A 23676-nucleotide genomic window follows, 5' to 3' on the forward strand; every position below is an offset into this window, starting at 1 on the left:
ATGCTAACATTAATTATGTCGCTGCACGTTTTTTTAAAGATTTTGGATCAAAATCCGATTTTTATACTGATGAGTGAAAAAAACGGATTTATCAGTGAAACGCTTTACCAAACTTCGTTTGCCTTAATTAAAGATCTGTCAGCCAAGCAACAATTTGTTGCTATTTTAATGGATATACCGCATCCACATAATTTACAAAAACCAGATATCAGGTTTGGATTACCCAATCAATATTATTGGAGATATAGCGGATTTTTACTGGTGGTTGCAAGACTGATTTGAGAAAGAGTGCCATAAATCCGGCCTTGAACGGGAAGGGGACCCGCTAAATCTCCCCGGGTCGTACTGATCCGGGGAGAAGCGATTCGGGCTGCCGCCTATGCCGTCCTGGCGCCGTCACCCCTCCACGCCGCGGAGTCTCCCTTCCCGCCCAAGGCCTGGGCACCGTGCCGATAATCGATACGGAAATTTTCAACCGGGAGGGGCGCCTTATCTTCTGCCGCCACGGAGGAATCCGTAGGCGGCCCCAATGAAGCCGCCGGCCAGGTGGCTGAACTGGGAGATCTGGTCGATTTTCAGGATGGCGGCCACTTCGGACCCGATGAAGATCACGGCCACCAGGATAAAGGTGAGGGGGATTTCCCGGGCCTTGAAATTGGAAAAGGAACTGAGCAGGATCATCATAAAGGCCAGGCCGCTGCCCCCGATCAGGGAGGTGGAAAAGAGGGCCGCATTGAGAAGGGCTGTGGCTGCGGCGGTCACCGCCATCATTTCAAAGAGTTTCCAGGACCGGTATTTTTCTTCCAGCAGGGGGCCCACCAGCAGGATGATCATCAAATTGCCCATGAGGTGGGACCAGCCGGCATGGGCCAGGACATGGGAGAATAGCCGGAAGTAGAAGACGGGCTCTGGAAAGGCCAAGCGGGCCGGGGAGGCAAAGTTCAGTTCCAGGGTTTTGAATACGGGAAGGACCAGGCAGGCCAGGGCCAGGATGGCGTAGGTCAGAACAACAGGGGCATTGTATTTGATTTTCATGGGATCTCCTTGATTTTTTTTGGGAAGGTTATACCTGGCCGGGCGGTCCGGGTCAAGCCGGTGCTAAACCGTTTCCAGGCAGGTTTTTGCAATTGGTGCTGAAATGATTGCCATTGCGCTTCGGCAGCAGAAAGGGTTTAATTGGCCATGATGAAAATTTTTATTGCAACCTATGGTTCCCGGGGGGATGTCCAGCCCTATGTGGCCCTTGGGCAAGGGCTGCAGGCCGCCGGTCACCGGGTGATTCTGGGCACCAGTGAACGGTTCCGGGATTTTGTCCAGGACCGGGGCCTTGAATACGGCTATATGAATGATAGCCTGCTGGGCCTTCTGGACACCGACCAGGGCAGGGATCTGCTGGAGAACACCCGGAACATTTTTCATGTGCTAAAGCAGAATATACGGTTGGGAAAAGAGATTTACCCCATGCAGACCGCCCAGATGAGAGAGACCTGGGAGATTGCAGCCCGGTGGAGACCCGACTTTATCCTCTACCACCCAAAGGCCGGAGCCGCCCCCCATATTGCGGAAAAGCTGGGTATCGGCTGCGCCCTTGCCACCCCCATCCCCATGTTTGTCCCCACGGCCGAACAGCCCTTTATTATTCTCCCGGATCTGAAACTGGGGGGATGGTACAACCGGCTGGGCTATGGGCTGGTCAATTCCGTGTCAGGTCTATTCTGGGGAAAGTATATCAGGGAGCTGCGCCGGACCCTGGGGCTTCCCCGGCTCAAGCGTTTCCATCTTCTCAAGACTGCGGACGGCAGGGATATCCCGGTGATCCATGCCATCGGCAGCGCTGTTTTCCCCCGGCCGTCGGACTGGCCAGACCATGCGCAGGTAACGGGCTATTGGTTTCTGGAGCGGGATAATAACTGGGCGCCCCCGGAGGGATTGCAGGCCTTTCTCAGGAAGGGGGAACCGCCGGTATACATTGGTTTCGGGTCCATGGCCGGGCGCCATCCCTGCCGGCTGGCCAGGATGGCGGTTGAAGCCCTCCAGTTGGCCGGGGTGAGGGGGATCCTTGCCACGGGCTGGGGCGGGCTGGCCCCCGGCACCCTGCCGGAGACCATATTCAAAATTGAGGACGCCCCCCATGACTGGCTGTTTCCCCGGATGGCAGCGGTGGTGCACCACGGCGGTGCCGGGACCACCGCCGCCGGCCTGAGGGCGGGCCGGCCTGCCGTGATTGTCCCCTTTTTCGGGGACCAGCCCTTCTGGGGGCGCCGGGTTCACAGGCTCGGTGCTGGGCCTGGGCCCATCCCTTTGAAAAAACTGACTGCCGGACGGCTGGCTGCCGCCATCGGGCAGGCGGTGTCGGATCCTGGTATGGGGAAAAGGGCCCGCGATATCGGCAGAAAAATTGGTCGGGAAGAGGGCATCGCCAATGCCGTGGCGCTTATTGAGAAGATGATGCGCGGATAGCGGCAGCATCGGTTGCACTGTCCGCGCCGCGCATCATCGGTCCCTGGCGGGGAGACCTGTGTTTATTGTTCCTGGTTATGCAAAAATATTGTCCGGCTTGTAGGGGTGTGTTCCTTCAATGACTTCAACCCCTGATTTGGCTTTGATTTTTTTGATAATTACATCGGCATGGGGACAATGGTCGGTGATACAGGGGCCGATGTGGATTTTGGTGACCCGTTCATCCATGGGTTTGTTCCATAGGCTGACCTGGGCCAGCCGGGTGACGATGGTGGCGCCGGGGCAGTCCCCGCAGTTCAGCAGGCCGATGACTTCGGCATCCTGGCCCAAATAGGCGGAGAATTCCCCCTCCCTTCTGTTAAACCCCACCAGGCATCTGCTGCAGCCGATACAGACATCATCCATTGCCTTCTTGCATCCAACGATCAGAATTTTTTCCATTTGTTTTCCTGAAATTTAGAGGTTGTTGTGAACTTGCCGTTAATGCCGGATAAATGCAGAAAATCAATGCAAAGAGCGGGCCATGAATTGTGGGAAAATCGGGGGTGTTGTTTCAGCTTGTAATTCAGGGGGTTGCCTGATTGCCGGTGAAAGGAAAAGACCAGTTGCCGGGAGCAGTCGAAAAAGTGATATCCCTGAGTCGCATTTTTACCACTGCCGGGCCGTAGCGGATGCAGCACCGCTTGCTAAATTGACACCTTATATGGTTTTTGTTAGAGCTTTGAATGAGTATTAAGGGAGGGCGGCCCGCCCTGAATCTGTTATTGTCGAGAGAGGGTGTCATGACTGAAGATGATTTAAAATTAATTGAAATCCGGTTCCGCGAATACACCGATGCCTATATCTCAAGGGCCGGGGACCCTTATCCCTTTACCCTGAAACAGGCCCATACCCTCAGGGTATGTGAGAATATCCTGATGTTGGCCGGTTCCCTGAAACTGGACGGGCAGACGGTGCTGCTGGCCCATGCTGCCGCCCTGGCCCACGATCTGGGCCGGTTTCCCCAGTTTGAAATCTATGGGACCTTTTCGGATCCCCTCTCCCGTAACCACGGGGCGCTGGGCGTTGGTGTCCTGGTGAAACAGGGGATGCTTGCGGAACTGGACCGGGGGGATCGGCAAATGGTGCTCAGGGCGGTGGCCCTGCACAATCGTCCCCGGCTGCCGTCGGGGCTTGCCCCTGAGCTGGACCTGCTGTCCAGGCTGCTTCGGGATGCGGATAAGATAGATATCTACAGGGTGATGAAGGCCCACTACCTGGGCGAGGGGAATGGTAGCCGCAGTTTTATCACCCACAGGCTGCCCGACGACGGCCGGTTCTCCCGCAAATTTGTGGACAGGCTTATGGCAGGCCGCGCCATCCCCTACAATGAGGTGGCATCCCTGAATAATATGAAATTATTCCAGCTGGGCATGGCCCGGGACCTGAATTTTTCTGCGGCCTTCAGGGCGGTGATGGCGATGGGGGTGGTGGATGCCATTCTCGGCTCCATGCCCGATTCGCCCATGCTGGAAGAACTGGGACGGGTGCTCAATGCCCGCCTTGAAAAGGCGGCCGGCCTCAATTGACCGCTTCAAGCTGCCCCTGAATTTAACGCCTCAATTCATCATGGTCAGCCAGGCCCCGGCAACGGCCAGGCAGATGGAGGCAGCCCGGTACCGGGTAATGGGTTCCTTGAGCCAGACCGCGGCCAGAATGAAGATGAAGATGGTGGACATCTGGTTGAGAATGCCCGCCCTGGAGGCGGTGGTGTACTTCATTCCCGCCACCCAGAAAAGCAGGGCAATGTAATTACCGCAGACCGAGGCGGGCAGGGCGGTGTACCAGGTTTTTGAAAATTTCAGTTCATCCAGGTAGCGCTTCCGGGCGGGGTGGAAAAACAGCAGCACGCCCAGGGTGAGGGCGGCGGAGGTCACCCGGACCAGTGTGGCCCAGAATACGTTGGTATCTTCCAGGACGCCTTTTATCATGACAATGCCCAGGGCCAGGAGAATCATTCCCATGCATCCGATGAGGATTCCCGACACCATGCGTCTGGGCGGTATGGTGGACGCGGTTTTTTTCCCGGGCCCGGTTTTCATGGGGCCCAGTGTGGCGGTGAGTATGGCGGACATGACCAGGGCCCCGCCGAGGATACCGGCCGGCCCCAGCCGTTCCCCCAGAATCAGAAACGAGAAAACCAGGACACTGGGCAGGTAGAGGCATTCCACCACCGCCACCATGCCCGCGCCCAGCCGGTTAAGGGCCGTGAAAAAGCAGAGGTCGGCCAGGGTGATGCCCAGAAAACCGGACAGGGCCAGGAGCACCCAGTGGCCCGGGGGGACATCGGGGATAAAAGGGAGGTCCAGAATCACCATGGTCAGCCCCACCAGTACCACAGCCACAAGGCTCTTGTAGATATTCAAGGAGAGGGGGGAAAAACCGTCCCCGGACTTTTTGAACAGGATAACGGCCACGGCCCAGAACAGGGCGGAGGCCAGGGCAAAGATGGAACCGGTCATGTTGTTTTCATATTCCGGCTAGCACCGGAATTTTCCTTTAAGGTGGGGAATCCCCTGTTTTTGATCCCGAAGCTCAAATGCCGTTACCTGGTTCACGCCTTTTAGGGGCGGCTGTTCTCCGGCGGTATCCTCCTCTGCCTCCCGGGTCTCATACCCCAGGGTGACGGCCGCGGGCATGAAAATGGGGAGTTTGAACTGCCCGTCCACGCGGTATCTGCCCGGCCGGCCCAGGGCGGTTTCCAGAAGGGCGCAGGTCCGGGCCAGGCTCCACATGCCGTGGGCAATGGGCTGTTTGAAGCCGATGAGTTTTGCAGTCCACCCGTAAAGGTGGTGGGGGTTAAAGTCCCTTGACACGGCGGCATAGCGCCTGCCCGTGTCCGAGGGGATATCAATGGTTTCCTTTACGGGCAGGGGGGTATCCTCGATTTGTTTTTTTGTTTTCGGCCCCGGATGCTTGGCCCGGGTAAAGTACAGGGAGGTGCCCTGCCAGAGCGGGCGTGCGTCTTTCCCGGCCCCGGCCGCCCGGGCTTCCATGCGGATCCGGGTGTGGATTCCCCGGTCGGTCCGGGTCATGTCCAGGAGGCGGCAGGAAAGATCCAGCCGGGTTTCGGCAGTAACGGGCGCGAATCGTTCAAAGGACTGGCCCACCTGGATAAGTCCCATGGGGGTGATGGGAAAGTAGCCTGTGCCGATGAATTTTGAAACCATGCCGATGAAAAGTGTCTGGATAAAGGGGGCCGGAACGGTATCACTGTCCGTTGGGTATCCGCAGACACGTTTGAATCCATCCAGGTTCTCCGGATCCATGGCGTAATTGTCAAAGGTCATCACGGCATTTTTAATGGAAATGTCCGGGGGCAGGTCCGAGGGGCGGACAACAGACAGGGCAATGAGTTTGGCAAAAAGGCCGGGAATCCCCGGCATGGCTGTCATGGGAAGGACAAGGGGCGGTCCCTGGGGGCTGAACACAACGGCTGTCTGGTCCTGGCTCATGGATCGGGGCATGGGCAATTTCCTGTAGTGGTTAACATCGGCGCTCATCCTAAACATGCCATGAGTATAAGTCAATAAAGAGATGAGAAATACTCAGTAAAAATAAGTGTTTGCTTGATAATAAATGGGGTAAACGATGTTTTTTAGAGATTATAACGTTTTTGGTTGACCCGCCGGGTTTAAGGGTATAAGAGCAAATTCGAATTGTTGGAATGACAATTGTTAAAATAACTAGGGAGTGCGGATTTACCGAATGGATAATCCAAAACAGATGAAATAGAAGCTGCCCCATGAATATGTTATTTGACATCTTAACCCATAACTCAATCAAACCGTTATCAACACCTGTATATCAATGCGATTTTTCCCCCGCAGCAATGCGACGGGTAGATAGGAGATCCGATGGAAACCCAGTCCGACCGTCCTGTATCAGCAGGTACAACGATTATCAACCAGGCCAAACGCGTTAACCTCAACCCCAGCCTTCTCTATGAAGCCGTCATCGACCTGGCGTCAGAGGGGCTGATTACCGCCAACTGCATCAACCGTGCAGCCGGCATCCTGCTTAACGACCTGGGCCTGCCCAATTACTTTTTTGAAACCATTAAAAAGGATTCACTCCGGCACATCCTTTTTTCCATTGCCAAGAGCCTCAAGGTGCAGGGCGACCGCGTGGATTTGACCTCCTGGGTGGCGGATATCGATTTCGATAATACCCAGGCCAGCCAGATCCAGCGGATCCGCATCGCCACCAAAGAGACCCGGGACGCCATGGAAACCATGCTGGACACCCAGCTGGTGGGGCACCGCCGTGAATATTATTATAATCCGGAAAAAGAATACTATACCTATATGTTCCGCCCGGAAACCGTGGCCGATTTTTCTACGGACAGGTTTTCCGGTTCCAGGTTCCTTTTCGGCCTGGACCAGGACTACATCGCCACCCCCCGGCTGACCCGGGACCGGTATGAAAAAATCCTGGAGTCCGTATCCCAGTCCGTGACCCCGGTGATTGAGGTCTTCAATCTTTCGGATGTGGGTGAAATCCGGATCATGTTCAATTCCGATTTCGAAAAACCCCAGCTGGCAGTCCTCCGCCAGCTTTTTGCCGACCACGGCCTGGTCATCGGCCGCGCATACTGGGAACCGTACTCCACCGATGCCAGGGTGCCTTCCTCCATCTGTTCCCTCTATGTGAAGGGGGAATTGTCCAGGGCAAGGGAACAGGAACTCATTGACGATTTGAGGGCCTTTTTGAGCTTTGCCGTCAACGGGGTCACCCGTCCCTATGTGGCCGGAGAACTGACCTTCAAAGAGATGCTTTTTGCCGGCAATGCCGTGGATTTCACCCACATGTTCATCTACAAGGAGCGGGGCAACCAAAGCGACAGGGAGATCATGGACAGCCTGGAAAACGCCGACCACAAATCGGCCTTTGCTTCCCGGATCCATGAATCCAACAAATCCACCTATGTCTACCGGACCGTGGAGGAAACCGCCTGCGCCCATCCCGACCTGATCAAGTTTCTTTACCGGCTTTTTGACAAGAAGTTCAACCCGGCCGGCCCCTGCGACCTGACCGATGCCGACCTGGAAGGGGAAAAGGCCTCCTTTGAACGGATGCTGGACATCCGGTTCATGGATGATCCCATGGAGCATGATATTTTCTCATTCATGTTCAAGTTCATCCCGGCGGTGCTCAAGACCAATTTTTACAAGCCCGAAAAAAGATCCTTTACCTTCAGGATGGATAACCGCATTCTGGATCCCCTGGTCTATGACCAGTTCGTCTTCGGCATTTTCTTTGCCAACGGCCACTATGCCTGCGGCACCCATTTGCGGGCCGACGACATTGCCCGGGGCGGCCTGAGAATGATCCGGGTCACCCCCAGCAACCACGGGGCGGAGCTGGACAATGCCGTGCTGCTCAACTATGCCCTGGGGCCCAAGGCCCAGCGCCTCAAACACAAGGATATCTGCGAGAGCGGCTCCAAAGGGGTGGTGGTCCCCCATCCCCTTTATGCCACCTACGGCATGGAGGCCCTTTACGATTACACCGAAGGCATCATGGATCTGATCCTCCCGGACCCCAATGTCAAGGACCATTACGGAAAGCCAGAAATGGTTTTCTTCGGACCGGACGAGGGCACCGCCCCCATGATGGACGCTGTGTCATTCCGGGCCAGGGAGCGGGGATACGCATATTGGCGGACCCTGACCACGGGCAAGAGCTTCGGCATCCCCCACGATACCTACGGGCTGCTGTCCAACGGGGATGTCTTCGGCCTCTCCGCCCATGACGACAAGACCACGGAACTGGCCGTCAACGGCAAGACAAAGGCCGTCACCGACGACATGGACAAGATCTGGAAGGCCATCGGCGGAAAGATCGAGATTTCCGGCATGACCACCACCTCGGTGATGGGGGCGTTCAGGACCCTGGTTTCCCATTACGGGGCCAAGGAAGAAGGGCTCAACCTCATGATGACCGGCGGGCCTGACGGGGACCTGGGAGCCAACGAGATCCAGTGCTACAAGGGTAAGATCTGCCTGATCATCGACGGCGGCTCCATCCTTTTTGACCCCGACGGGCTGGACCGGGAAGAATTGATGAAAATCGGGTTCATGCGCCATACCTCCCCGAGGGTCAATTCCCTGGGGTATCCTGTTGAAAAACTGGGGAAAAAGGGCTTCCAGGTGCCGCTGCGGGGCAAGAACATCACCCTGCCCGACGGCACCCTGGTGGAAGACGGGGCCATTTTCCACAGAAATTTCATCACCGATCCGGCCAACCGCAAGTACATTGAACAGGCCAATATCCAGGCCTTCATCCCCTGCGGCGGATTCAAGGATACGGTCAACCGGTCCAATGTCCGGGCGTTTACCGCCAATTTCAAGGAACTGAGGTTCATCGCCGAAGGCGCCAATGTCTATTTTGACGATGCGGCCCGCAGGTATATTGCCACCGCCACGGAGATCAAGCAGATCAAGGACAGCTCCGCCAACAAGGGCGGGGTCTTTTCCTCTGCCGTGGCCGAAGTGCTCACCGCCTTCCTCTTTGAGGATGATTACGAAAAACGGCTCCTTGAGGATGTAAAGACCCGCTGGGCACTGATCCGGGATATCATGGAACTGGTATCCACCTATGCGGCGGCAGAGACCAATATGCTCCTCAAAATCCATGAAGCGGATCCGGAGACGCCGCTGTTCGTGCTGTCGGTGAAGACCAGTGAACAGATTTTTGCCTTCATGGAAATTGTGGCCGGGAATATTGACGCCGTGGTCGCCGATGAGGACCTGCTCTGGGAAGTGCTTCAAACCTATGTGCCCAAGGGCCTGGCCAAAAACCTTGGACGGGAAGCCATCCTTAAGATCATGAATGCGGAAAAACTCATCGCCTACAGAAATGCCATCATCACCAAAAAGATGGCCTCCCTGGCCTTTTACGAACACGGGACGGACTGGGATGCCTATGCCGCCGCCGCGGAAAAGGATTTCATGGGCGCCATGAAGAAATTGTTTAAAACCGCTTAACCCCCTGCCTTAACCCACCGCCCCGGATTTTTGCTTGCAAAGCTGCCGGGGCGGTTTATAATATCTCTATACACCCAATCAGTCGAATGGCCGAAATTCTTTCGTCCGGATATTATTTTGCCGCGCTAATGTCAAAATAGTTTAGCACCTCATCTTTTAATATGAATCAAGGAGGGAAGGGATGGAAACGTTAATGGATATCGTCAACGCCAGGGACCCCTATGAGAAAGAATTCCACCAGGCCGTGCATGAGGTGGCGGAGTCCGTAAAGCCGGTGCTGGACCGGAATTCAGAATACCGTCATGCCGGTATTCTGGAACGAATTGTTGAACCCGAGCGGGTGATCCAGTTCCGGGTCCCCTGGGTGGATGACCAGGGCAGGGTCCGGGTCAACCGGGGGTTCCGCATTGAGATGAGCTCGGCCATTGGCCCGTACAAAGGAGGGCTGAGGTTCCACCCCTCGGTCAATCTTTCCATTCTGAAATTCCTGGCCTTTGAGCAGGTATTTAAAAATGCGCTGACCACCCTTCCCATCGGCGGGGGGAAGGGCGGTTCAGATTTTGACCCCAAGGGCAAGTCGGATTTTGAAGTCATGCGGTTTTGCCAGAGCTTCATGTCCGAGCTTTTCCGCCACATCGGCCAGGATACCGACGTGCCTGCCGGGGACATCGGTGTGGGGGGGCGGGAAATCGGCTACCTCTTTGGCATGTACAAAAAACTGAGAAACGAATTTACCGGGGTGCTCACGGGAAAAAGCCTTAACTGGGGCGGTTCCCTCATCCGGCCCGAGGCCACGGGCTACGGTTCGGTCTTTTTTGCCGACGAAATGCTTGCCACCCGCCAGGACAGCATCAAAGATAAGATATGCCTGGTCTCCGGCTCCGGAAACGTGGCCCAGTATACCACGGAAAAAATTATTCACCTGGGGGGCAAGGTCGTTACCCTCTCGGATTCTTCGGGGTATATCTACGATGAAGACGGCATAGACGGGGACAAACTCCAGTGGGTGATGTATCTGAAAAATGTGAAACGGGGGCGGATCAAAGAATATGCAGATAAATACCCCACAGCCGTGTACACGGCCCTGGACAGTGCCGGGGACCACAATCCCCTTTGGGACCACAAGGCCAACTGCGCATTTCCATCGGCCACCCAGAACGAAATCAATGAAAAGGATGCCCAGAACCTGGTGAACAACGGGGTCATCCTGGTCAGTGAAGGGGCCAACATGCCCACCACCCCCGAAGGCATTAAGGTCTTTCTGGAGGCCGGCCTCCTTTACGCCCCGGGAAAGGCAGCCAATGCCGGCGGTGTGGCCGTATCCGGCCTGGAAATGTCCCAGAATTCCATGCGGATCAAGTGGTCCAGGCAGGAGGTGGAAGCCAAGCTCAAGGGCATCATGCAAAGTATCCACCGGGCCTGCCTGGAGGCTTCGGAAGAGTACGGCACCCCCGGGAATTATGTGAATGGAGCCAATATCGCCGGTTTCGTCAAAGTGGCAGACGCCATGATGGACCAGGGGATTGTATAAACGGTATCTGTTTGTCATCCAACAATAAAGCTGCTGCTTTGCCGGTGCAGGGGGCAGCAGCTTTTTCTTTTTCAAAGGATATTCCCCCTTAAATTGAATGCTTGACCTGGGAGACGCTTTTATTTATGGTCAGAAAATCCCCTTGACTATGGATGATGTATTATCGGCGGGAATTCCTTTTTGGATGGAGGTCAAATGACGTTGGACGATATGGAAAAACGTTTGGAAGAATTGATCGCGCAGAATAAAAAAGAAGAGGCCGTCAGGCTTCTTTACCAAATGGTTGTTCATTGTGCGAAATCCAAGGCGTTTCAAAAAGCCGAGGATTACAGGGCCCGGATCATGGACATCGATTCAATGGCGTTGTCCCAAATCGTGGGTGCTGCTGAAATTATAGAATCTGAAAAAACCAAAAGCATTGACCTGGAACACAGAAACGTATGGCATGACCTCTACGGTGATATGACGGATGAAGAAGCAAATGATCTGTATTTTTCCTTAAAAAAAATAAAGCTTCCCTCCGGAAAAGTAATTTTGCAGCAGGGCAGGGTGAATAACCGGTTGTTTCTCATTGATTCCGGTATGCTCAGGATCATCTGCACCCAGGGAAAAAAGGAGATCTTTTTAAAAAAAGTGGTCAAGGGGGAACCTGTGGGCCAGAAATGCTTTTTCGACATCACCTATGCCACGGTGACGGCCATCACCGACGGGCCGGTTGCCATGCATTATCTTGAACGGGATGCGTTTAACAGGATTGTTGAAAAACATCCGGGCATTGATGCGCGGATAGAAACGATTTGCGGCGGGCTGTCCAAAACCAACGTCAATGATATATTAAAGCAGAAAGCTGCAGACCGTCGCTGTTTCAAGCGATACCCTGCCTCGGGCAGGATCTCTTTCAATCTTCTAAATGCCGACGGCCATCCCGGAAGCGTGTTTGTCCCGGGGACACTTTCAGATATTTCCCGGGGCGGGGTATCCTTTGATATCCGGCAGTCAAAAAAGGAATCCGCCAGGAAATTTCTCGGCCGCCAGGCGGTGGTAAATCTCTATTCTGAAACAAGCGGCCTGGAAGTGGCTATAAAAGGCCGGATTATAAGTGTGTATGACCAGCTTTTTGATAATTACCTGGTCAATTTTAAATTCTTTGCCCCCATTTCACCCGATCAGCTCAAAGGGTTTTTGAATTCCGAAAAATTGTGAAATCAAGCTGGAATGAATCGGGGCCTTTTAATTATCAAGCTCCTCTGCCTCGTCCTGGTATTCCCGCGCAATGGCCACAATTTCGTCTTCTATTGAAAAAAAGGCATCCACCAGAACCGGATCGAATGCCTCGCCTTTTTGTTCCAGTATGATCTCCATGGATTGCTCATGGGAGAAGGGCGGCTTATAGCAGCGGCGGCTGATTAAGGCGTCATAGACATCGCAGATTGTCATGATTCTGGCCGAAAGGGGAATATTGTCATGCAGCAGGCCCCTGGGATATCCTTTGCCGTTCCATTTTTCGTGGTGACCCCCGGCAATTTCAGCACCCATACCAAGATAAGTGTCTCCTTGAATGTTCCGGGTTGCCCGTTCAATGATCCGGCGGCCGTAGGCGACGTGGCGTTTCATTAATTCAAATTCCTCATCGGTCAGGGGGCCTTCCTTAAGCAGAATCCGGTCCGGGATGCCGACCTTGCCGATATCATGAAGGGGAACGGACAAATACAAGGTTTCAATATAGGTGGGGGTGAGGGTGTCGGTGAAGCACCCGTTTTGCTGCAAATGAGTTGCAAGGGCCTTTGCATAATTCTGGGTTCTTTTGATATGGGCCCCGGTTTCCGGGTCCCTTGTTTCCACCATGCTGACCATGGCTTCCAGGGTGAGCTGCTGGGAGGTGGACAATTGTTTAAACCAGATAAAGGAAATCCGCCTGGCCAGGGCAAACCGTGCAAAGGCAAAGACAACGAAGTGGATGATCAGGATGAATACCGGCATGCCCGGGGAGATAAATACTGACCAGTGGCTGAAGAGGAAATATGCGGGCAGGGTGACCAGCAGCCCCCCCGTCAGGGTCCCCGACAATAGGCCTAAGGGGGTTGGAAAATAGATGAAGAGTAGGGCCATGGCCCCGCTGGCCAATAGGCAGAATGCCGCTGACAGGTGGGGGCGCCATCGGGGCAGGACAATGGATGACTGGTCCAGGATATTATCCATCAATGTGGCCTGTGCTTCAACACCCGGGAATTGGGTGTCAAAGGGGGTATGGTGGAGATCGTTGAGCCCCACGGCTGAGGACCCGATGAGGACGATTTTATCCTGTATTAAGGATGGGGGAACCGATTTGTTTAGCAGGTCCACCGCTGAAACCGACCTGTGGCGTTTTGCCCCGTTGCTGAATCGGATGGCAGCCTCGCCTTTGGGGGTGACGGGGATGGTGAAGGGCCCGGCTTTCACCTGGGGGCCGAATTCATCTGTTTCAATGCGGGCCTTGGTGATGCCTTTCATTTTCATCAGCACCGCAAGGGAAAGATGGGGATAGATCCTGTCCTGGTACTGAATCAGCAGCGGCAAACGCCTTAAGATACCGTCGTGGTCATATCCGGAGTTGGTAAATCCAAAAGACTCAATGGCCTGCTCAAATGGGAATTGATTGCAGAGCACCCCTTCCGCCCGGTGCAGGCTGAGCAGGCCCGATTCATCCTGGATGGAGACAGGGGGCCCCTTGCACAGGGAAGAGGCATTGGTATGGTCAAAATAAAAATACCGTGCCCCGAGGGTGCCGGTTTGGGCCAGGACCTGGGCCAGGTAGGCGTCATTATCCCTGAGAACCTGGGGAATGCCGGTGAATTCAAGGTCAAGGTTGAAATCCTTTTTAAACTGGGCTTTTAAGGTGTTCAGGGAGGTCCTGTCCGGTTCGGGCAGGAGGATGTCAAGGGCGACGGCTTCGGGCGCCATGGCGCTGAGGGCCGTGAGCATTTGGGCCAGCCGGTATCTCGGCCAGGGCCATTGGCCGATTTGGGACAAGCTGGTTTCGTCTATATCCACGATGATAATCCGGTTGTCGGATTCCGGGAGGCTGCCGATTTCCATAAACCGGTCATAGAAAAAATAATCCAGACTGCTGTAAAGACGGGGCTTAAAATATATGCAGGACACCAGGGTGAGGGTGGTCAGAAACATGCCTGCGATAATGAAATAGCCGGCGGTTCTGGTGCCGGGATCGGAATTGATATCGGGTGTCAAGGGAAATTCCTGTATTATCTGACCATGATTTCCACCCGCCTGTTTTTAGGCTCGGATACATTATCCGCCGTGGGCACCAGCAGCTCATTTTCCCCGTGGGAGGTAACGGAAAGATTTTTGAGTTCTATTCCCGAGGATTTCAGGTGGTCTGCCACCACCTTTGCCCGTTCCATGGAAAGTTGGATATTATGCTTGGCAGAGCCTTTGGTGTCGGTATGGCCGATGACACTGATCTGGGAGGGTTCCCTCTCCCTGGCCGTCTCAATTACCCGGGGAATCAGTTTAAGGCTGTCATCGGTGAGGGTGGTGGTATTATGTTTAAAGTAAAGGATAAAATGAACCGGCTTGGGGGGCTCGGCCCTAAAGAGTTCTTTAAATGAACTGCTGACCGTTTCCCGGGCGACGGGTTTGGTTTCCAGTGCCGATTGCGCACTGCTGACGTCGGTGCATGTATAGGGTTGGTCCAGAACGGTTTCGGATGCCTGGTTTTTCACGACTACTTTGCCGGTCCGGCCGTCCTCTTCCGGCAGCAGGATAACCGTTGTTTTTGAACCGCAGGCACACAAAAAGATAATAGCGAACAGCAGTACGGCATTTTTCATGATGACAGACTCCTTATTCGTCGATTTTGATGATGAACCGGGTGCCCCTGATGCCGACGGTGGCTTTGGGCGTGGATAAACTCACGGCTTCGGGGGCAAGTTTCCCGATTTTTCCGGACTGGTAAAGTCCGGATCCCTGTTCAAGGTACATGGAAAAGTCATAGGCCTGGTGTTTGGGTTCGAATCGGTATTGTTTGAGTGTAAACCGGGTATTGGGTCCCATGGTAAACAGGGTGCCGTCATTGAATATCACACCGGCATAGCTTTTCTGCCCTGTGATGACGGTATCCCTTGCCATCAGGTCGCTTCCTTTTTGTGCGCTGATCATGTCCTCTCCCCTCTGTATCCGGACGTCGCCCGAGGCGGTTTTGAGCAGCCCCGCGGTTTCTGCAGCAGGCAGGGGCGAACAGGTGAGAATCAGACACAGGGCAATGAACCAGGTTACGAAACGTTTCATTTGGAACCCTCCTTGGAATATTTTTCCAATTGAATTGGCAAAATGAAGGTTAATTATAGGTATAAAAAAATTTTCGTGTCAAGGCATCCCTCGCTTTATCGGGACCTGTTTTTTCAAAGGGATTGACTTGAAAACAAATATGGATTAAAGGTTTGTATACATATGGTTTGTATACATAAGGAGTGGTGAATGGAAAAAAAAGTCAGCGAGGTGCCGGATTGCACGGTTTTTCTGCTGGGAAAGGCCTACCAGAAGGCCCACGGGGATTTTAAAAAATACCTTAAGCCCTTCGGTCTGACCAATATGCAGCATCTGGTGCTGGAAGGGCTGTGGTACGAAGAGGGACTCACCGCCTCTGAGCTGGGACGCCTTTTGATTCTGGACAAGGCGACCCTGTCCGGGGTGCTGGACCGGATGGCCGACGGCGGATGGATCGTTAAAAAGCAGGATCCCCATGACCGGCGGGTGAACCGGATTTTTCCCTCAGAAAAGGCCAACCAAATGAAAACCGAACTGATTGATGTGAGAAAAAAAGCCAATGAGGCGCTGCTGTCAGGATTTACATCCGAGGAACAGGTGCTGCTCAAGCGGTTTTTAAGGGATTTGGTATACGACTAAATTTTTTTGTCTGAAATAAGTTGGTATGCAAACGGTCATTCGTATAACCTATTTAATGCCATAACCTAAAATAAAAAGAGGTGTCGGACATGCTGTTATTAAACCCCAGAAACTACCAGGACAGAAACTACCCGGACAAACGCTCAAAGGAGATCATGGTGAAAACCATTGAGTGGTTCGAGTCCAAGGGAATGAAACAGATGAAAGAGGATTACCGGTCAAGGGAATTTACCTATGACTTTGCCGAATTCATCAAAAAGGAAGGGATTTTCGAAACCCTGTTCCTGCCCAGCGGATACGGTGAGCAGGACCAGTATTACAGCACCTACCGCATGTACGAATTTTCGGAAATCTGCGGGTTCTACGGTACGGCATACTGGTATATGTACCATGTTTCCACCCTGGGGCTGGATCCGGTGTTCCTGGGGGACAACGAGGCCTTCAAGCACAAGGCGGTTGAAAAACTCAGGGAGAACCCGCTGTGCGCCTTCGGCCTCTCCGAGCAGGAACACGGGGCCGACATCTATTCTTCTTCAATGCGCCTTTATCCCCAGGAGGACGGCACCTACCTGGCCAGGGGCTCCAAGTACTACATCGGCAACGGCAACGAGGCCGGCATTATCACCGTTTTTGGCAAGGTGGACGGCACAGATGACTATGTTTTCTTTGCCGTGGATTCAAGCCACGAAAAATACGAATGCGTCCAGAATGTGATCTGGGCCCAGAACTATGTATCGGAGTTCAACCTCCACGATTACCCCATCACCGAGGACGACATCCTCTCCCGGGGCCCCAAGGCCTGGGACGACATGCTCAACACCATCAATATCTGCAAGTTTAACATCGGCTCCGGCGCCACGGGTATCGTCACCCATTCCTTTTACGAGGCCCTGAACCATGCCGCCAAGCGGAATCTCTACGGCAAATACGTCACTGAATTCACCCATGTGAAAAAACTCTTTGTGGATGCCTACAGCCGCCTGGCCGCCATGAAGCTTTTCGGGCTGAGGGCCACGGATTATATGAGGTGCGCCAATGAAAACGACAAGCGCTACCTGCTCTACAACCCCATCATGAAGATGAAGGTGGCGCTGCAGGGCGAAGAGGTCCACGAGCTGCTCTGGGACATCATTGCGGCCAGGGGATTTGAAAAGGATCTCTACTTTGAGCAGGCCGTGATTGAGCTGCGCGGCTTCCCCAAACTGGAAGGGACCCGCCACGTGAACATGGCCCTCATTGTCAAGCTCATCCCCTCCTACTTTTTCAACCCCGGCGAATTTGAAGAAGTGCCCCGGCTCAACGGACCGGAAAACGACGACTACCTGTTCAAACAGGGCCCCACCCGCGGCTATGCCAAAACCCAGTTCCATAATTACAGGCTGGCCTACGACAGCAAGGACCTGCCCAATATCAACATCTTTAAGGAGCAGATCAAGGCCTATGAAGAATTCCTCATGGCCTCGGGCCTGGAACTCAAAGACCAGATGATGAACGATTTTGATTATCTGCTGGCCGTGGGCGAATTGTTCACCCTGGTGGCCTATGGGCAGCTCATCATTGAAAGTGCCGCCATTGAGAAGATTGATGATGCGGTACTGGACCAGATCTTTGATTTCATGGTCAGGGATTTTTCCGACTACGGCCTGGAACTTTACGGCAAGCCCAGCAGCTCCGAGGCCCAGCAGGCCGCCTGCCTGAAAATGATCAAGCGGCCCGATGCCAACCCCGAGCGGTTCGATGCCGTGTTGAATGATCATGTCTACTCCCTGATTGACGCCTATGAAATGAATCCTTAACTATTCATCTTTCAGCCTGCCGGACATTCCGGCAGGCTGTTGATCCCTTTCCCGCCCCCCTGAGAATTCCATTCCGATTCTTGTGTCTTCCTTGAATTTTGAAAAAATCTGTCTTGACAATTCCGGCTATCCTGATTAAAAAACTGAACAAATAAGTAAAATATTCAATTTTAATATTTGGGTATGCCATGGTAAATGCCAAAAAAGACGAAAATCGGCGGCAGCTTTTTAAAGAAGCCCTCGTACTCTTTGCTGACTACGGGTATAAAAAGACCACGGTGGAGGATGTGGCCCGGGCCCTGGGCATGACCAAGGGCAACCTTTATTTTTATGTCAAAAACAAGAAGGACCTCTACCGCCAGACCATCCAATGGGCACTGGGGCGTTGGCAGGATTCTGTCCGGCGGGCCGTGGCCAGGGAACGTACAGCGGACAATAAGTTCAGGGCAATGGGGACGGCGGCCCTGGCCTATATCGAAGGGGACACCCCCTTTCGCAGACTGCTGGCCAAAGATCCTGATATTCTGACCCTGGACAGGAAAAAGGATCGGTTCCCCGAAGCCAATGCCGCTGCCATGGATATCATACGGGAGATTCTGGACCAGGGAATGGCAGAGGGAATCTTCCGGGTTGCCGACCCGGACGCCACCGTTAGGTACCTGTTCAGCATATATATGATGTTTCTCATCCAGACCTATGTCTATCTGGATCTCAAGGATTTTGGACAGATGTTCGATGCCGCACTGGAACTGAATCTCGGGGGGCTTATGCAGTCCTCCAGCCACCCATAACCCATGTGAAAGGAGATTGTCATGACCCCAGCCACCGTTCAGGCCCTGGAAAACCTCAGGGATTTTTCCACCCTCAAATGGTATGTGATTCCGCTATTGGCCATTGTTTTTTACATCTACACCAGGGAGATCAAGGAGGCCCGGGAGACCGGGGACTGGAACGCGGTCCTGGCCGGGGCGACCATTTTCGGGGTGGATTTTTTTAATGAGACCTGGAATTCCTGGGTGATGGTGTTGTCCGGCCGTTCGGCCTTTTGGACCGCTCCCGGGGATACGGCCCTGAGGACCATGGTCGGCTGGAACATTGAGATTATGTTCATGTTTTCCATCATCGGCATCATCTACTACCACACCCTGAGAGAAGGGGGACGGGCCAAAATCCTGGGGATTCCCGACATGTGGTTCTGGGGGGCGGCCTATTCCGCATTCTGTGTGTTTGTGGAATGCTATCTTAACCTGGGCGGCCACCTGGTCTGGGAGTATTCATTCTGGGAGCGCTCTTTCAAGGGCGTCTGGCTGATTTTCCTCATCGGATATTTCCATTTTTTCTGCGCCGCCATCTTTGTGATCACCCGGAAAACCATGAAGGCCAAACTTGTGACCCTGGGATTTTTCTACACCCTGCCTGTTGTCATGAATATTCTGGGACTGGGCGTATTCAAATGGCAGTATTAAAAAAGGTCAGCTAAAGGCCCGGTACGGTCTCCCGGAGGGTCAGCCCCAGCCGGGAGATCATGGCCGTATCCATCTCCATCTGATTGCCTGCCGTGGTCAGGTAATTGCCCGTCATCAGCCCTGATGCCCCTGCGAAAAAGACCAGGGGGTGGAGTTCTTTTAAATTGTTCAGCCTGCCCCCGCAGACAATGATTTCCTTGTCCGGCAGCATGTATCTGAACAGGGCGATAATTTTCAGGCAGGCAAGGGGGGAGAGCGGTTCCTGGCCGGCCAGGGGCGTTCCCTGGACCGGGGAAAGGAAATTAAGGGGCAGGGCATCCACATCCAGCGCTTTCAGATCCAGGGCCAGTTCCACCACCTGTGCCATGGTTTCGCCGATGCCGAAGATACCGCCGGAACAGATGGACAGGCCTGCGGTCCGGGCGCATTTTATGGTTTCAATGCGCTGGTCGTAGGTGTGGGTGGTACAGATGCGGTCAAAATGGCTGCGGCTGGTTTCCAGGTTGTGGTGGTACCGGGTAATTCCGGCGGATTTCAGCGTTTCAAAATCTTCTTTATCCAAAATGCCCAGTGAGGCGCAGTATTCCTGGGGGTGGTGTGCGGCCTTGGAAACGGCCCGGGCGATGCGGTCCACACCGCTTCCGGAGAGCCGTCTGCCGCTGGTCACCAGGGAATACCTGTGGACCGGCGTGGCGGCCATCCCGTCCAGGGCCCGGCAGAGATCATCCTCCGCCTTGAGGGGGTAGGTGTCAATGCCGGTGCCATAGGCATGGGACTGGGCGCAGAACCGGCAGTCCTCGGAGCATTTTCCTGATTTGGCATTGTTGATGGCACACAGGTGAACCCCGGATTGAAAATAATGGCGGCGGATGAGGTCGGCTCCGGCCATGAGACGGAAGGCCCGGTCTTCAGGTGCGGCGGCCAGGGCCATTGCCATGTCTTTGTCGCAGGCCATGCCGTCATGGCATATTTTTTGTGCAATATCGGTATAAGAGATCATTAGCAAAACTATTCAGGTTCAGGATTATTCAGAATCATCAGGCGGCGCTCGCATATCGTCGAGATAAGGGGCGAACTCTTCCAGTTCATTGGGCCGTGCCTCCCGCCAGGTAAAGGAAAAAAAGGTTTTGTCCGTCAGATGGCCGTCGGGTTTGAGGTGGGCGACCCGGATTTTGTCCCCGACTTCCACCCAGATGGTTTTCTGGGCATCCAGGCCATATTTTTCAGAGATTTTTTCCGCAAAATTATGGATATAGTTTTTCAGGGAGGTGTTCATCACGGCCTTGGTCTTCACCCCTTTTAAAAAAACAGCTGTCGGAAAAAGATACCGGATCCCCTTTGTGTCATCTGCCAGCTTCACGATTTTTACCCGGTAGGCCCCGGGCCACCAGGTGATCGGTGCTTTGCCCGACCGGCTCTTTCCGTCCCATTCATAGATAAAATCGTGAAGAATCATAATACCTCCTTAGGCGGGGCCGGCGGCGATTGCCTGCCGGCAGGCCGCGGCAACGTCCTCAGGGTAGCACCCGGTGATCCACCGAAGCTGGGCCTCGGAAAAGGTGCCCGGGGCATAGGGCAGCCGCGGGATGAATGAATAGACCAGGTGCTGGCCGTGGCCGGGACCGCTGAACCGGCCCGAAAATTCGACGCTGGTGATCATGTCTGCCCCCAGGGATTCCAGGGCCTGCACCGCCGTGAGCATGGCAACGTCCACGCTTCTCCGGGTATCCGTGTCCAGGGCCAGAACATGGGCGCAGGGGGTTTTGGGCATGAGTGCAAGCTCCCATTCGCTGACCTGGGCCTTGGGGGCAAAGAGAATCACCTTGTCATCCTCATAGACAATGAGGGAGGACGGCTTGTCTTTTCGTCCGTCGGTCCTTTCGTTGGTACGGACGGCTTCCAGGTAGGCCGGAAAAAACTCCCTGCCGTGGGCGGCTTTGAATTCACGGATAAAATCGGTGACCAGGTCCCCGCAGGAAAAACAATCATAGGGATTGCCCATGGTGTCTGTGACCGTCCTGGGGACCATGGCGTTCTGCTGGTGGATCATCTGGTGGGAGGCATGGAGGCGGTGGCCGGACTGGGCGAATCCGAATCCGAAATTCCACCCCCACAGGGCCGCATCAAAGAATATCCCCCTGCCTTTGCCTTCGGCCAAAACCGCACAGATTCCCAGGCGCAGGGTTTCCAATTCCCCTTGGGTGAGCGGGCGTCCCGAAACGGGCAGGTCCATACCCAACTGCCGGGCGGTGCGGACATAGACCCGCTGGTAGTACAGGTGGCGGATGCCGGCCATATCTTCCAGCGTCAGGTCCCGGGTCCGGTACCGGATGCGGTCGTTGGCCATATTGGATGCAAAATGTCCCCAGGGGATATAGGAGTTGCGCCTCAGGTATTCAAATACATGGGTGCCGGCGCTGGCCTCGCCGACAATTTCGCTGTTCCCCTGGATGCCGGGGCGCAGCACCATGACCTCTTTATAGGCGTCTGGCAGGGCCGGGTTATTGCCCAGAATATCATACAGGTCGTGGTCGTGGATCTCCGGCAGGTGTTTCCCCGGTGCTATTTCTTTGAAGGCCACCCCGGTGGGCGGATTTTCAGGGCCGTCATCAAAACACAGGGTGCAGGATTTTGCCGCCAGGGCTGCCAGTTCCCCGGGATCTGTCGATGCCTGGGCCAGGGCCAGCACCATGGGCCGGGGCAGCAGATCCAGGATGGGGGGGGGCTGTTCCGTGCTTTTACCTGTTTTTTCCAGCCATTGATTCAGGCTATTGGTGAGGGAACAGGCCGGTTTCGGTGGCAGGGCCACCGCCTCTGGGCGGCCTGCCTTGCGGTCGGCCCAGGCGGAGTTGATGAAGGTGGTGCCCCGGAAGGGGAAGGCATTGGCGATTTCATAAATCCGGTCGGCCTTTGCCTCTTTTACCGAGGATGGGGGAAAATTGGTCCGGTTTTCCATGGGGCGGCCGTCGGGCAGCGCACCCAGCCGGGCGATGGTGGTGTTTTCCCTGAGGTTCTCCACTTCAAATTCGGGGGCGTGAAGTCCCACCGCAAACCGGCCTTCGGGGGTGACGCAGGTCCTGGGGGCCATGTTAGATTTCCGGGGCATTGGACGGCACCAGGCAGAGAAAGGAAAACGGCGCGCCTGAGTTGTTTCTGAACTGGTGGTCGATATTGGGGGGGACGAACACTGCGGTGTCCGGCTTGAGGGAATGCCAGGTATCGTCGATGAAGACTTCGCCTTCCCCCGCCAGCACCCATACCTCGTGTTCCCAGTCGTGGCTGTGCCTGGGGGTGAAGCCGTCCGGGCCGATTTCAAAACGGCGCATGCAGAAATTTTCTGCCCCGTCCTCTTTGCCGAGCATGACCCTGCCGGCCACATTTTTGACCTGGTCGTTATTCATTGCAATGGGGGGGATATCCTTATAATGGATGATTTTCATGGCTTTTCTCCTTGGGCAAGAATGGTCAGTGTGTAAATATACTTTAAAGTATGCGGCCTAAAGCCGGGTTGTCAATGGGCGCTTTTCCGGACGCTGTTAGATGAACCGCTCCATATACGGAGCCTCGGTTTTCAAGCGTTCCAGATCGCCGGGAGCCTCTGACAGAAAGGAAAAATCCTTGAAATCAAATCCCGGGGCAACGGTGCACCCCACCAGGCTGTATGTCCCGGTGCTCTCCGCGGCCTGCCAGGCGCCGCCGGGCACCACGGACATGTAGGCCCGGCCCGGCCCGATGGTTTCCCTTGTGACGGTACTGCCGTCAAACCGGATCAGGGTGAGGGGATCCCCCTGGTAGAAATGCCAGAGTTCATCGTGGACCACCCGGTGAAAGCGGCTGAACTGGCCGGCGGTGAGCATGAAATAGATATGGGTGGCAGCACTGCGCCGAGCTTCTGCCGCAGGAGAGTCGATTTCCAGGTCCGACCGGTAGATTTCCCGGTAATATCCGCCCTCGGGGTGGGGGGAAAGCCCGTATTTCTCGATGAGTGCATCCATTCTAAAGCACCCTCCGGATTGCTTTCATCCGCTCCGTCTTTTCATTGTCGGACAATTCGTTCCAGGGGGTGTCGAAGCAGGGATCAAATGTGCCGGGACTGTCTTCAAGCTCCAGGTCCAGCCAGGACATGGGGTTGAACATGCCGGACTCGTCTGCCATGGCGGCCCGTTCCGAGGCACCCCGGACAAAGGCCATGAGGTCCTGGCTTTCTGTTGGACCCTGGTCTTCGGCAAAGGGGTCGTACCCCGGGGATTTGTATAATTTCCCCGAGCCGTTGAGGATGTCCTTTTTGTATACCTGCTCGGGCCAGTCTTCGGGAGCGTATTCTTCAAAGGCCACTGAAACAGCAGTTTCGCTGCAGCCTGTATGGTCTATGACATCCCGGACCAGTTTCCCTGTGAGGGCTTTTTTCTGTTCTTCGGTTCTTCCGGCGTACAATTTGACAATGATATGGGGCATGGTCGTTTTTCTCCGTTGTTTTTTGTCCCTCATAT

General features: G+C 54.6%; 23 protein-coding genes. 10 read left to right on the forward strand and 13 right to left on the reverse strand.

Going from position 1 to position 23676, the window contains the following annotated elements; genetic code table 11:
* The first annotated feature begins 15 nt into the window (after positions 1-15).
* Positions 16-282, forward strand: coding sequence for a hypothetical protein (locus HUN04_20970; GenBank protein WDP92057.1), 267 nt, complete (start codon positions 16-18; stop codon positions 280-282).
* Between the two features lie 207 nt (positions 283-489).
* Here HUN04_20970 and HUN04_20975 read toward each other — a convergent pair whose 3' ends face one another.
* Positions 490-1035 (reverse strand): rhomboid family intramembrane serine protease, encoded by a 546-nt coding sequence (locus HUN04_20975; protein ID WDP92058.1) that lies wholly within the window; start codon positions 1033-1035, stop codon positions 490-492.
* A gap of 150 nt (positions 1036-1185) precedes the next feature.
* Here HUN04_20975 and HUN04_20980 point away from each other — a divergent pair, with 150 nt between their 5' ends.
* The gene (locus HUN04_20980) at positions 1186-2460 is read left to right on the forward strand and encodes a glycosyltransferase family 1 protein (protein WDP93356.1); all 1275 of its coding nucleotides are present in this window, start codon (positions 1186-1188) and stop codon (positions 2458-2460) included.
* A 75-nt stretch (positions 2461-2535) separates the two neighbouring features.
* On the opposite strand, the gene HUN04_20985 is transcribed toward HUN04_20980, so the two are convergent.
* Positions 2536-2901, reverse strand: coding sequence for a CGGC domain-containing protein (locus tag HUN04_20985; protein ID WDP92059.1), 366 nt, complete (start codon positions 2899-2901; stop codon positions 2536-2538).
* A gap of 341 nt (positions 2902-3242) precedes the next feature.
* On the opposite strand from HUN04_20985, the gene HUN04_20990 reads away from it, so the two are divergent.
* Positions 3243-4028: an HD domain-containing protein gene (locus HUN04_20990; GenBank protein ID WDP92060.1), complete on the forward strand. Its 786-nt coding sequence runs from the start codon at positions 3243-3245 to the stop codon at positions 4026-4028.
* A 30-nt stretch (positions 4029-4058) separates the two neighbouring features.
* Here the strand turns inward: HUN04_20990 and HUN04_20995 are convergent, their stop codons facing one another.
* Both HUN04_20995 and HUN04_21000 read right to left on the reverse strand, forming a co-directional pair.
* On the reverse strand, positions 4059-4961 hold the full coding sequence (locus tag HUN04_20995) for a DMT family transporter (GenBank protein ID WDP92061.1): 903 nt from the start codon (positions 4959-4961) through the stop codon (positions 4059-4061).
* A gap of 18 nt (positions 4962-4979) precedes the next feature.
* On the reverse strand, positions 4980-5966 hold the full coding sequence (locus HUN04_21000; protein WDP92062.1) for a hypothetical protein: 987 nt from the start codon (positions 5964-5966) through the stop codon (positions 4980-4982).
* A 390-nt stretch (positions 5967-6356) separates the two neighbouring features.
* Between HUN04_21000 and HUN04_21005 the strand changes: the two genes are divergently transcribed.
* The 3 genes from HUN04_21005 (at position 6357) to HUN04_21015 (ending at position 12222) form a co-directional block, all read left to right on the forward strand.
* Positions 6357-9488, forward strand: a complete 3132-nt coding sequence (locus tag HUN04_21005; GenBank protein ID WDP92063.1) for an NAD-glutamate dehydrogenase — start codon at positions 6357-6359, stop codon at positions 9486-9488.
* Positions 9489-9669: 181 nt separating this feature from the next.
* Positions 9670-11019 carry an NADP-specific glutamate dehydrogenase gene (gene gdhA / locus HUN04_21010; GenBank protein WDP92064.1) on the forward strand — a complete coding sequence of 450 codons (1350 nt, stop codon included), beginning with the start codon at positions 9670-9672 and terminating at the stop codon, positions 11017-11019.
* Between the two features lie 195 nt (positions 11020-11214).
* Entirely contained in the window at positions 11215-12222 is a 1008-nt protein-coding gene (locus tag HUN04_21015; protein WDP92065.1) for a cyclic nucleotide-binding domain-containing protein, read from the forward strand.
* 27 nt (positions 12223-12249) lie between these two features.
* Here the strand turns inward: HUN04_21015 and HUN04_21020 are convergent, their stop codons facing one another.
* The 3 genes from HUN04_21020 to HUN04_21030 all read right to left on the reverse strand — a co-directional run bounded on the left by HUN04_21020 (position 12250) and on the right by HUN04_21030 (position 15306).
* Positions 12250-14184 carry a CHASE2 domain-containing protein gene (locus tag HUN04_21020; protein ID WDP93357.1) on the reverse strand — a complete coding sequence of 645 codons (1935 nt, stop codon included), beginning with the start codon at positions 14182-14184 and terminating at the stop codon, positions 12250-12252.
* Between the two features lie 77 nt (positions 14185-14261).
* Positions 14262-14849, reverse strand: a complete 588-nt coding sequence (locus HUN04_21025) for an OmpA family protein (GenBank protein ID WDP92066.1) — start codon at positions 14847-14849, stop codon at positions 14262-14264.
* Positions 14850-14862: 13 nt separating this feature from the next.
* Positions 14863-15306: a FecR domain-containing protein gene (locus HUN04_21030; protein WDP92067.1), complete on the reverse strand. Its 444-nt coding sequence runs from the start codon at positions 15304-15306 to the stop codon at positions 14863-14865.
* 189 nt (positions 15307-15495) lie between these two features.
* On the opposite strand from HUN04_21030, the gene HUN04_21035 reads away from it, so the two are divergent.
* The 4 genes from HUN04_21035 (at position 15496) to HUN04_21050 (ending at position 19186) form a co-directional block, all read left to right on the forward strand.
* A complete protein-coding gene (locus HUN04_21035) occupies positions 15496-15924 on the forward strand; it encodes a MarR family transcriptional regulator (GenBank protein WDP92068.1) in 429 nt (142 codons plus the stop codon).
* An 89-nt stretch (positions 15925-16013) separates the two neighbouring features.
* Complete coding sequence (locus tag HUN04_21040; GenBank protein WDP92069.1) at positions 16014-17720, forward strand: acyl-CoA/acyl-ACP dehydrogenase; 1707 nt, start codon at positions 16014-16016, stop codon at positions 17718-17720.
* A 188-nt stretch (positions 17721-17908) separates the two neighbouring features.
* The gene (locus HUN04_21045; protein ID WDP92070.1) at positions 17909-18511 is read left to right on the forward strand and encodes a TetR/AcrR family transcriptional regulator; all 603 of its coding nucleotides are present in this window, start codon (positions 17909-17911) and stop codon (positions 18509-18511) included.
* 21 nt (positions 18512-18532) lie between these two features.
* Positions 18533-19186, forward strand: coding sequence for a hypothetical protein (locus HUN04_21050; protein WDP92071.1), 654 nt, complete (start codon positions 18533-18535; stop codon positions 19184-19186).
* A 10-nt stretch (positions 19187-19196) separates the two neighbouring features.
* On the opposite strand, the gene bioB is transcribed toward HUN04_21050, so the two are convergent.
* The 6 genes from bioB to HUN04_21080 form a co-directional block, all read right to left on the reverse strand.
* Positions 19197-20186 carry a biotin synthase BioB gene (gene bioB / locus HUN04_21055; GenBank protein WDP92072.1) on the reverse strand — a complete coding sequence of 330 codons (990 nt, stop codon included), beginning with the start codon at positions 20184-20186 and terminating at the stop codon, positions 19197-19199.
* 24 nt (positions 20187-20210) lie between these two features.
* The gene (locus tag HUN04_21060) at positions 20211-20642 is read right to left on the reverse strand and encodes a hypothetical protein (GenBank protein WDP92073.1); all 432 of its coding nucleotides are present in this window, start codon (positions 20640-20642) and stop codon (positions 20211-20213) included.
* A 9-nt stretch (positions 20643-20651) separates the two neighbouring features.
* The gene (locus tag HUN04_21065) at positions 20652-22274 is read right to left on the reverse strand and encodes a hypothetical protein (GenBank protein WDP92074.1); all 1623 of its coding nucleotides are present in this window, start codon (positions 22272-22274) and stop codon (positions 20652-20654) included.
* Position 22275: 1 nt separating this feature from the next.
* The gene (locus tag HUN04_21070) at positions 22276-22626 is read right to left on the reverse strand and encodes a cupin domain-containing protein (GenBank protein ID WDP92075.1); all 351 of its coding nucleotides are present in this window, start codon (positions 22624-22626) and stop codon (positions 22276-22278) included.
* Between the two features lie 96 nt (positions 22627-22722).
* Positions 22723-23181 (reverse strand): cupin domain-containing protein, encoded by a 459-nt coding sequence (locus HUN04_21075; protein ID WDP92076.1) that lies wholly within the window; start codon positions 23179-23181, stop codon positions 22723-22725.
* Position 23182: 1 nt separating this feature from the next.
* Entirely contained in the window at positions 23183-23641 is a 459-nt protein-coding gene (locus tag HUN04_21080) for a tautomerase family protein (GenBank protein ID WDP92077.1), read from the reverse strand.
* Between the last annotated feature and the right edge of the window lie 35 nt (positions 23642-23676).

This window comes from Desulfobacter sp., from assembly GCA_028768525.1.
Lineage (GTDB): Bacteria > Desulfobacterota > Desulfobacteria > Desulfobacterales > Desulfobacteraceae > Desulfobacter.

Coding starts and splice junctions, on each gene's coding strand:
- HUN04_20970 (WDP92057.1), top strand. CDS start 16: ATGTCGCTGCACGTTTTTTTAAAGATTTTGGATCAAAATCCGATTTTT.
- HUN04_20975 (WDP92058.1), bottom strand. CDS start 1,035: ATGAAAATCAAATACAATGCCCCTGTTGTTCTGACCTACGCCATCCTG.
- HUN04_20980 (WDP93356.1), top strand. CDS start 1,186: ATGAAAATTTTTATTGCAACCTATGGTTCCCGGGGGGATGTCCAGCCC.
- HUN04_20985 (WDP92059.1), bottom strand. CDS start 2,901: ATGGAAAAAATTCTGATCGTTGGATGCAAGAAGGCAATGGATGATGTC.
- HUN04_20990 (WDP92060.1), top strand. CDS start 3,243: ATGACTGAAGATGATTTAAAATTAATTGAAATCCGGTTCCGCGAATAC.
- HUN04_20995 (WDP92061.1), bottom strand. CDS start 4,961: ATGACCGGTTCCATCTTTGCCCTGGCCTCCGCCCTGTTCTGGGCCGTG.
- HUN04_21000 (WDP92062.1), bottom strand. CDS start 5,966: ATGCCCCGATCCATGAGCCAGGACCAGACAGCCGTTGTGTTCAGCCCC.
- HUN04_21005 (WDP92063.1), top strand. CDS start 6,357: ATGGAAACCCAGTCCGACCGTCCTGTATCAGCAGGTACAACGATTATC.
- gdhA (WDP92064.1), top strand. CDS start 9,670: ATGGAAACGTTAATGGATATCGTCAACGCCAGGGACCCCTATGAGAAA.
- HUN04_21015 (WDP92065.1), top strand. CDS start 11,215: ATGACGTTGGACGATATGGAAAAACGTTTGGAAGAATTGATCGCGCAG.
- HUN04_21020 (WDP93357.1), bottom strand. CDS start 14,184: ATGTTTCTGACCACCCTCACCCTGGTGTCCTGCATATATTTTAAGCCC.
- HUN04_21025 (WDP92066.1), bottom strand. CDS start 14,849: ATGAAAAATGCCGTACTGCTGTTCGCTATTATCTTTTTGTGTGCCTGC.
- HUN04_21030 (WDP92067.1), bottom strand. CDS start 15,306: ATGAAACGTTTCGTAACCTGGTTCATTGCCCTGTGTCTGATTCTCACC.
- HUN04_21035 (WDP92068.1), top strand. CDS start 15,496: ATGGAAAAAAAAGTCAGCGAGGTGCCGGATTGCACGGTTTTTCTGCTG.
- HUN04_21040 (WDP92069.1), top strand. CDS start 16,014: ATGCTGTTATTAAACCCCAGAAACTACCAGGACAGAAACTACCCGGAC.
- HUN04_21045 (WDP92070.1), top strand. CDS start 17,909: ATGGTAAATGCCAAAAAAGACGAAAATCGGCGGCAGCTTTTTAAAGAA.
- HUN04_21050 (WDP92071.1), top strand. CDS start 18,533: ATGACCCCAGCCACCGTTCAGGCCCTGGAAAACCTCAGGGATTTTTCC.
- bioB (WDP92072.1), bottom strand. CDS start 20,186: ATGATCTCTTATACCGATATTGCACAAAAAATATGCCATGACGGCATG.
- HUN04_21060 (WDP92073.1), bottom strand. CDS start 20,642: ATGATTCTTCACGATTTTATCTATGAATGGGACGGAAAGAGCCGGTCG.
- HUN04_21065 (WDP92074.1), bottom strand. CDS start 22,274: ATGGCCCCCAGGACCTGCGTCACCCCCGAAGGCCGGTTTGCGGTGGGA.
- HUN04_21070 (WDP92075.1), bottom strand. CDS start 22,626: ATGAAAATCATCCATTATAAGGATATCCCCCCCATTGCAATGAATAAC.
- HUN04_21075 (WDP92076.1), bottom strand. CDS start 23,181: ATGGATGCACTCATCGAGAAATACGGGCTTTCCCCCCACCCCGAGGGC.
- HUN04_21080 (WDP92077.1), bottom strand. CDS start 23,641: ATGCCCCATATCATTGTCAAATTGTACGCCGGAAGAACCGAAGAACAG.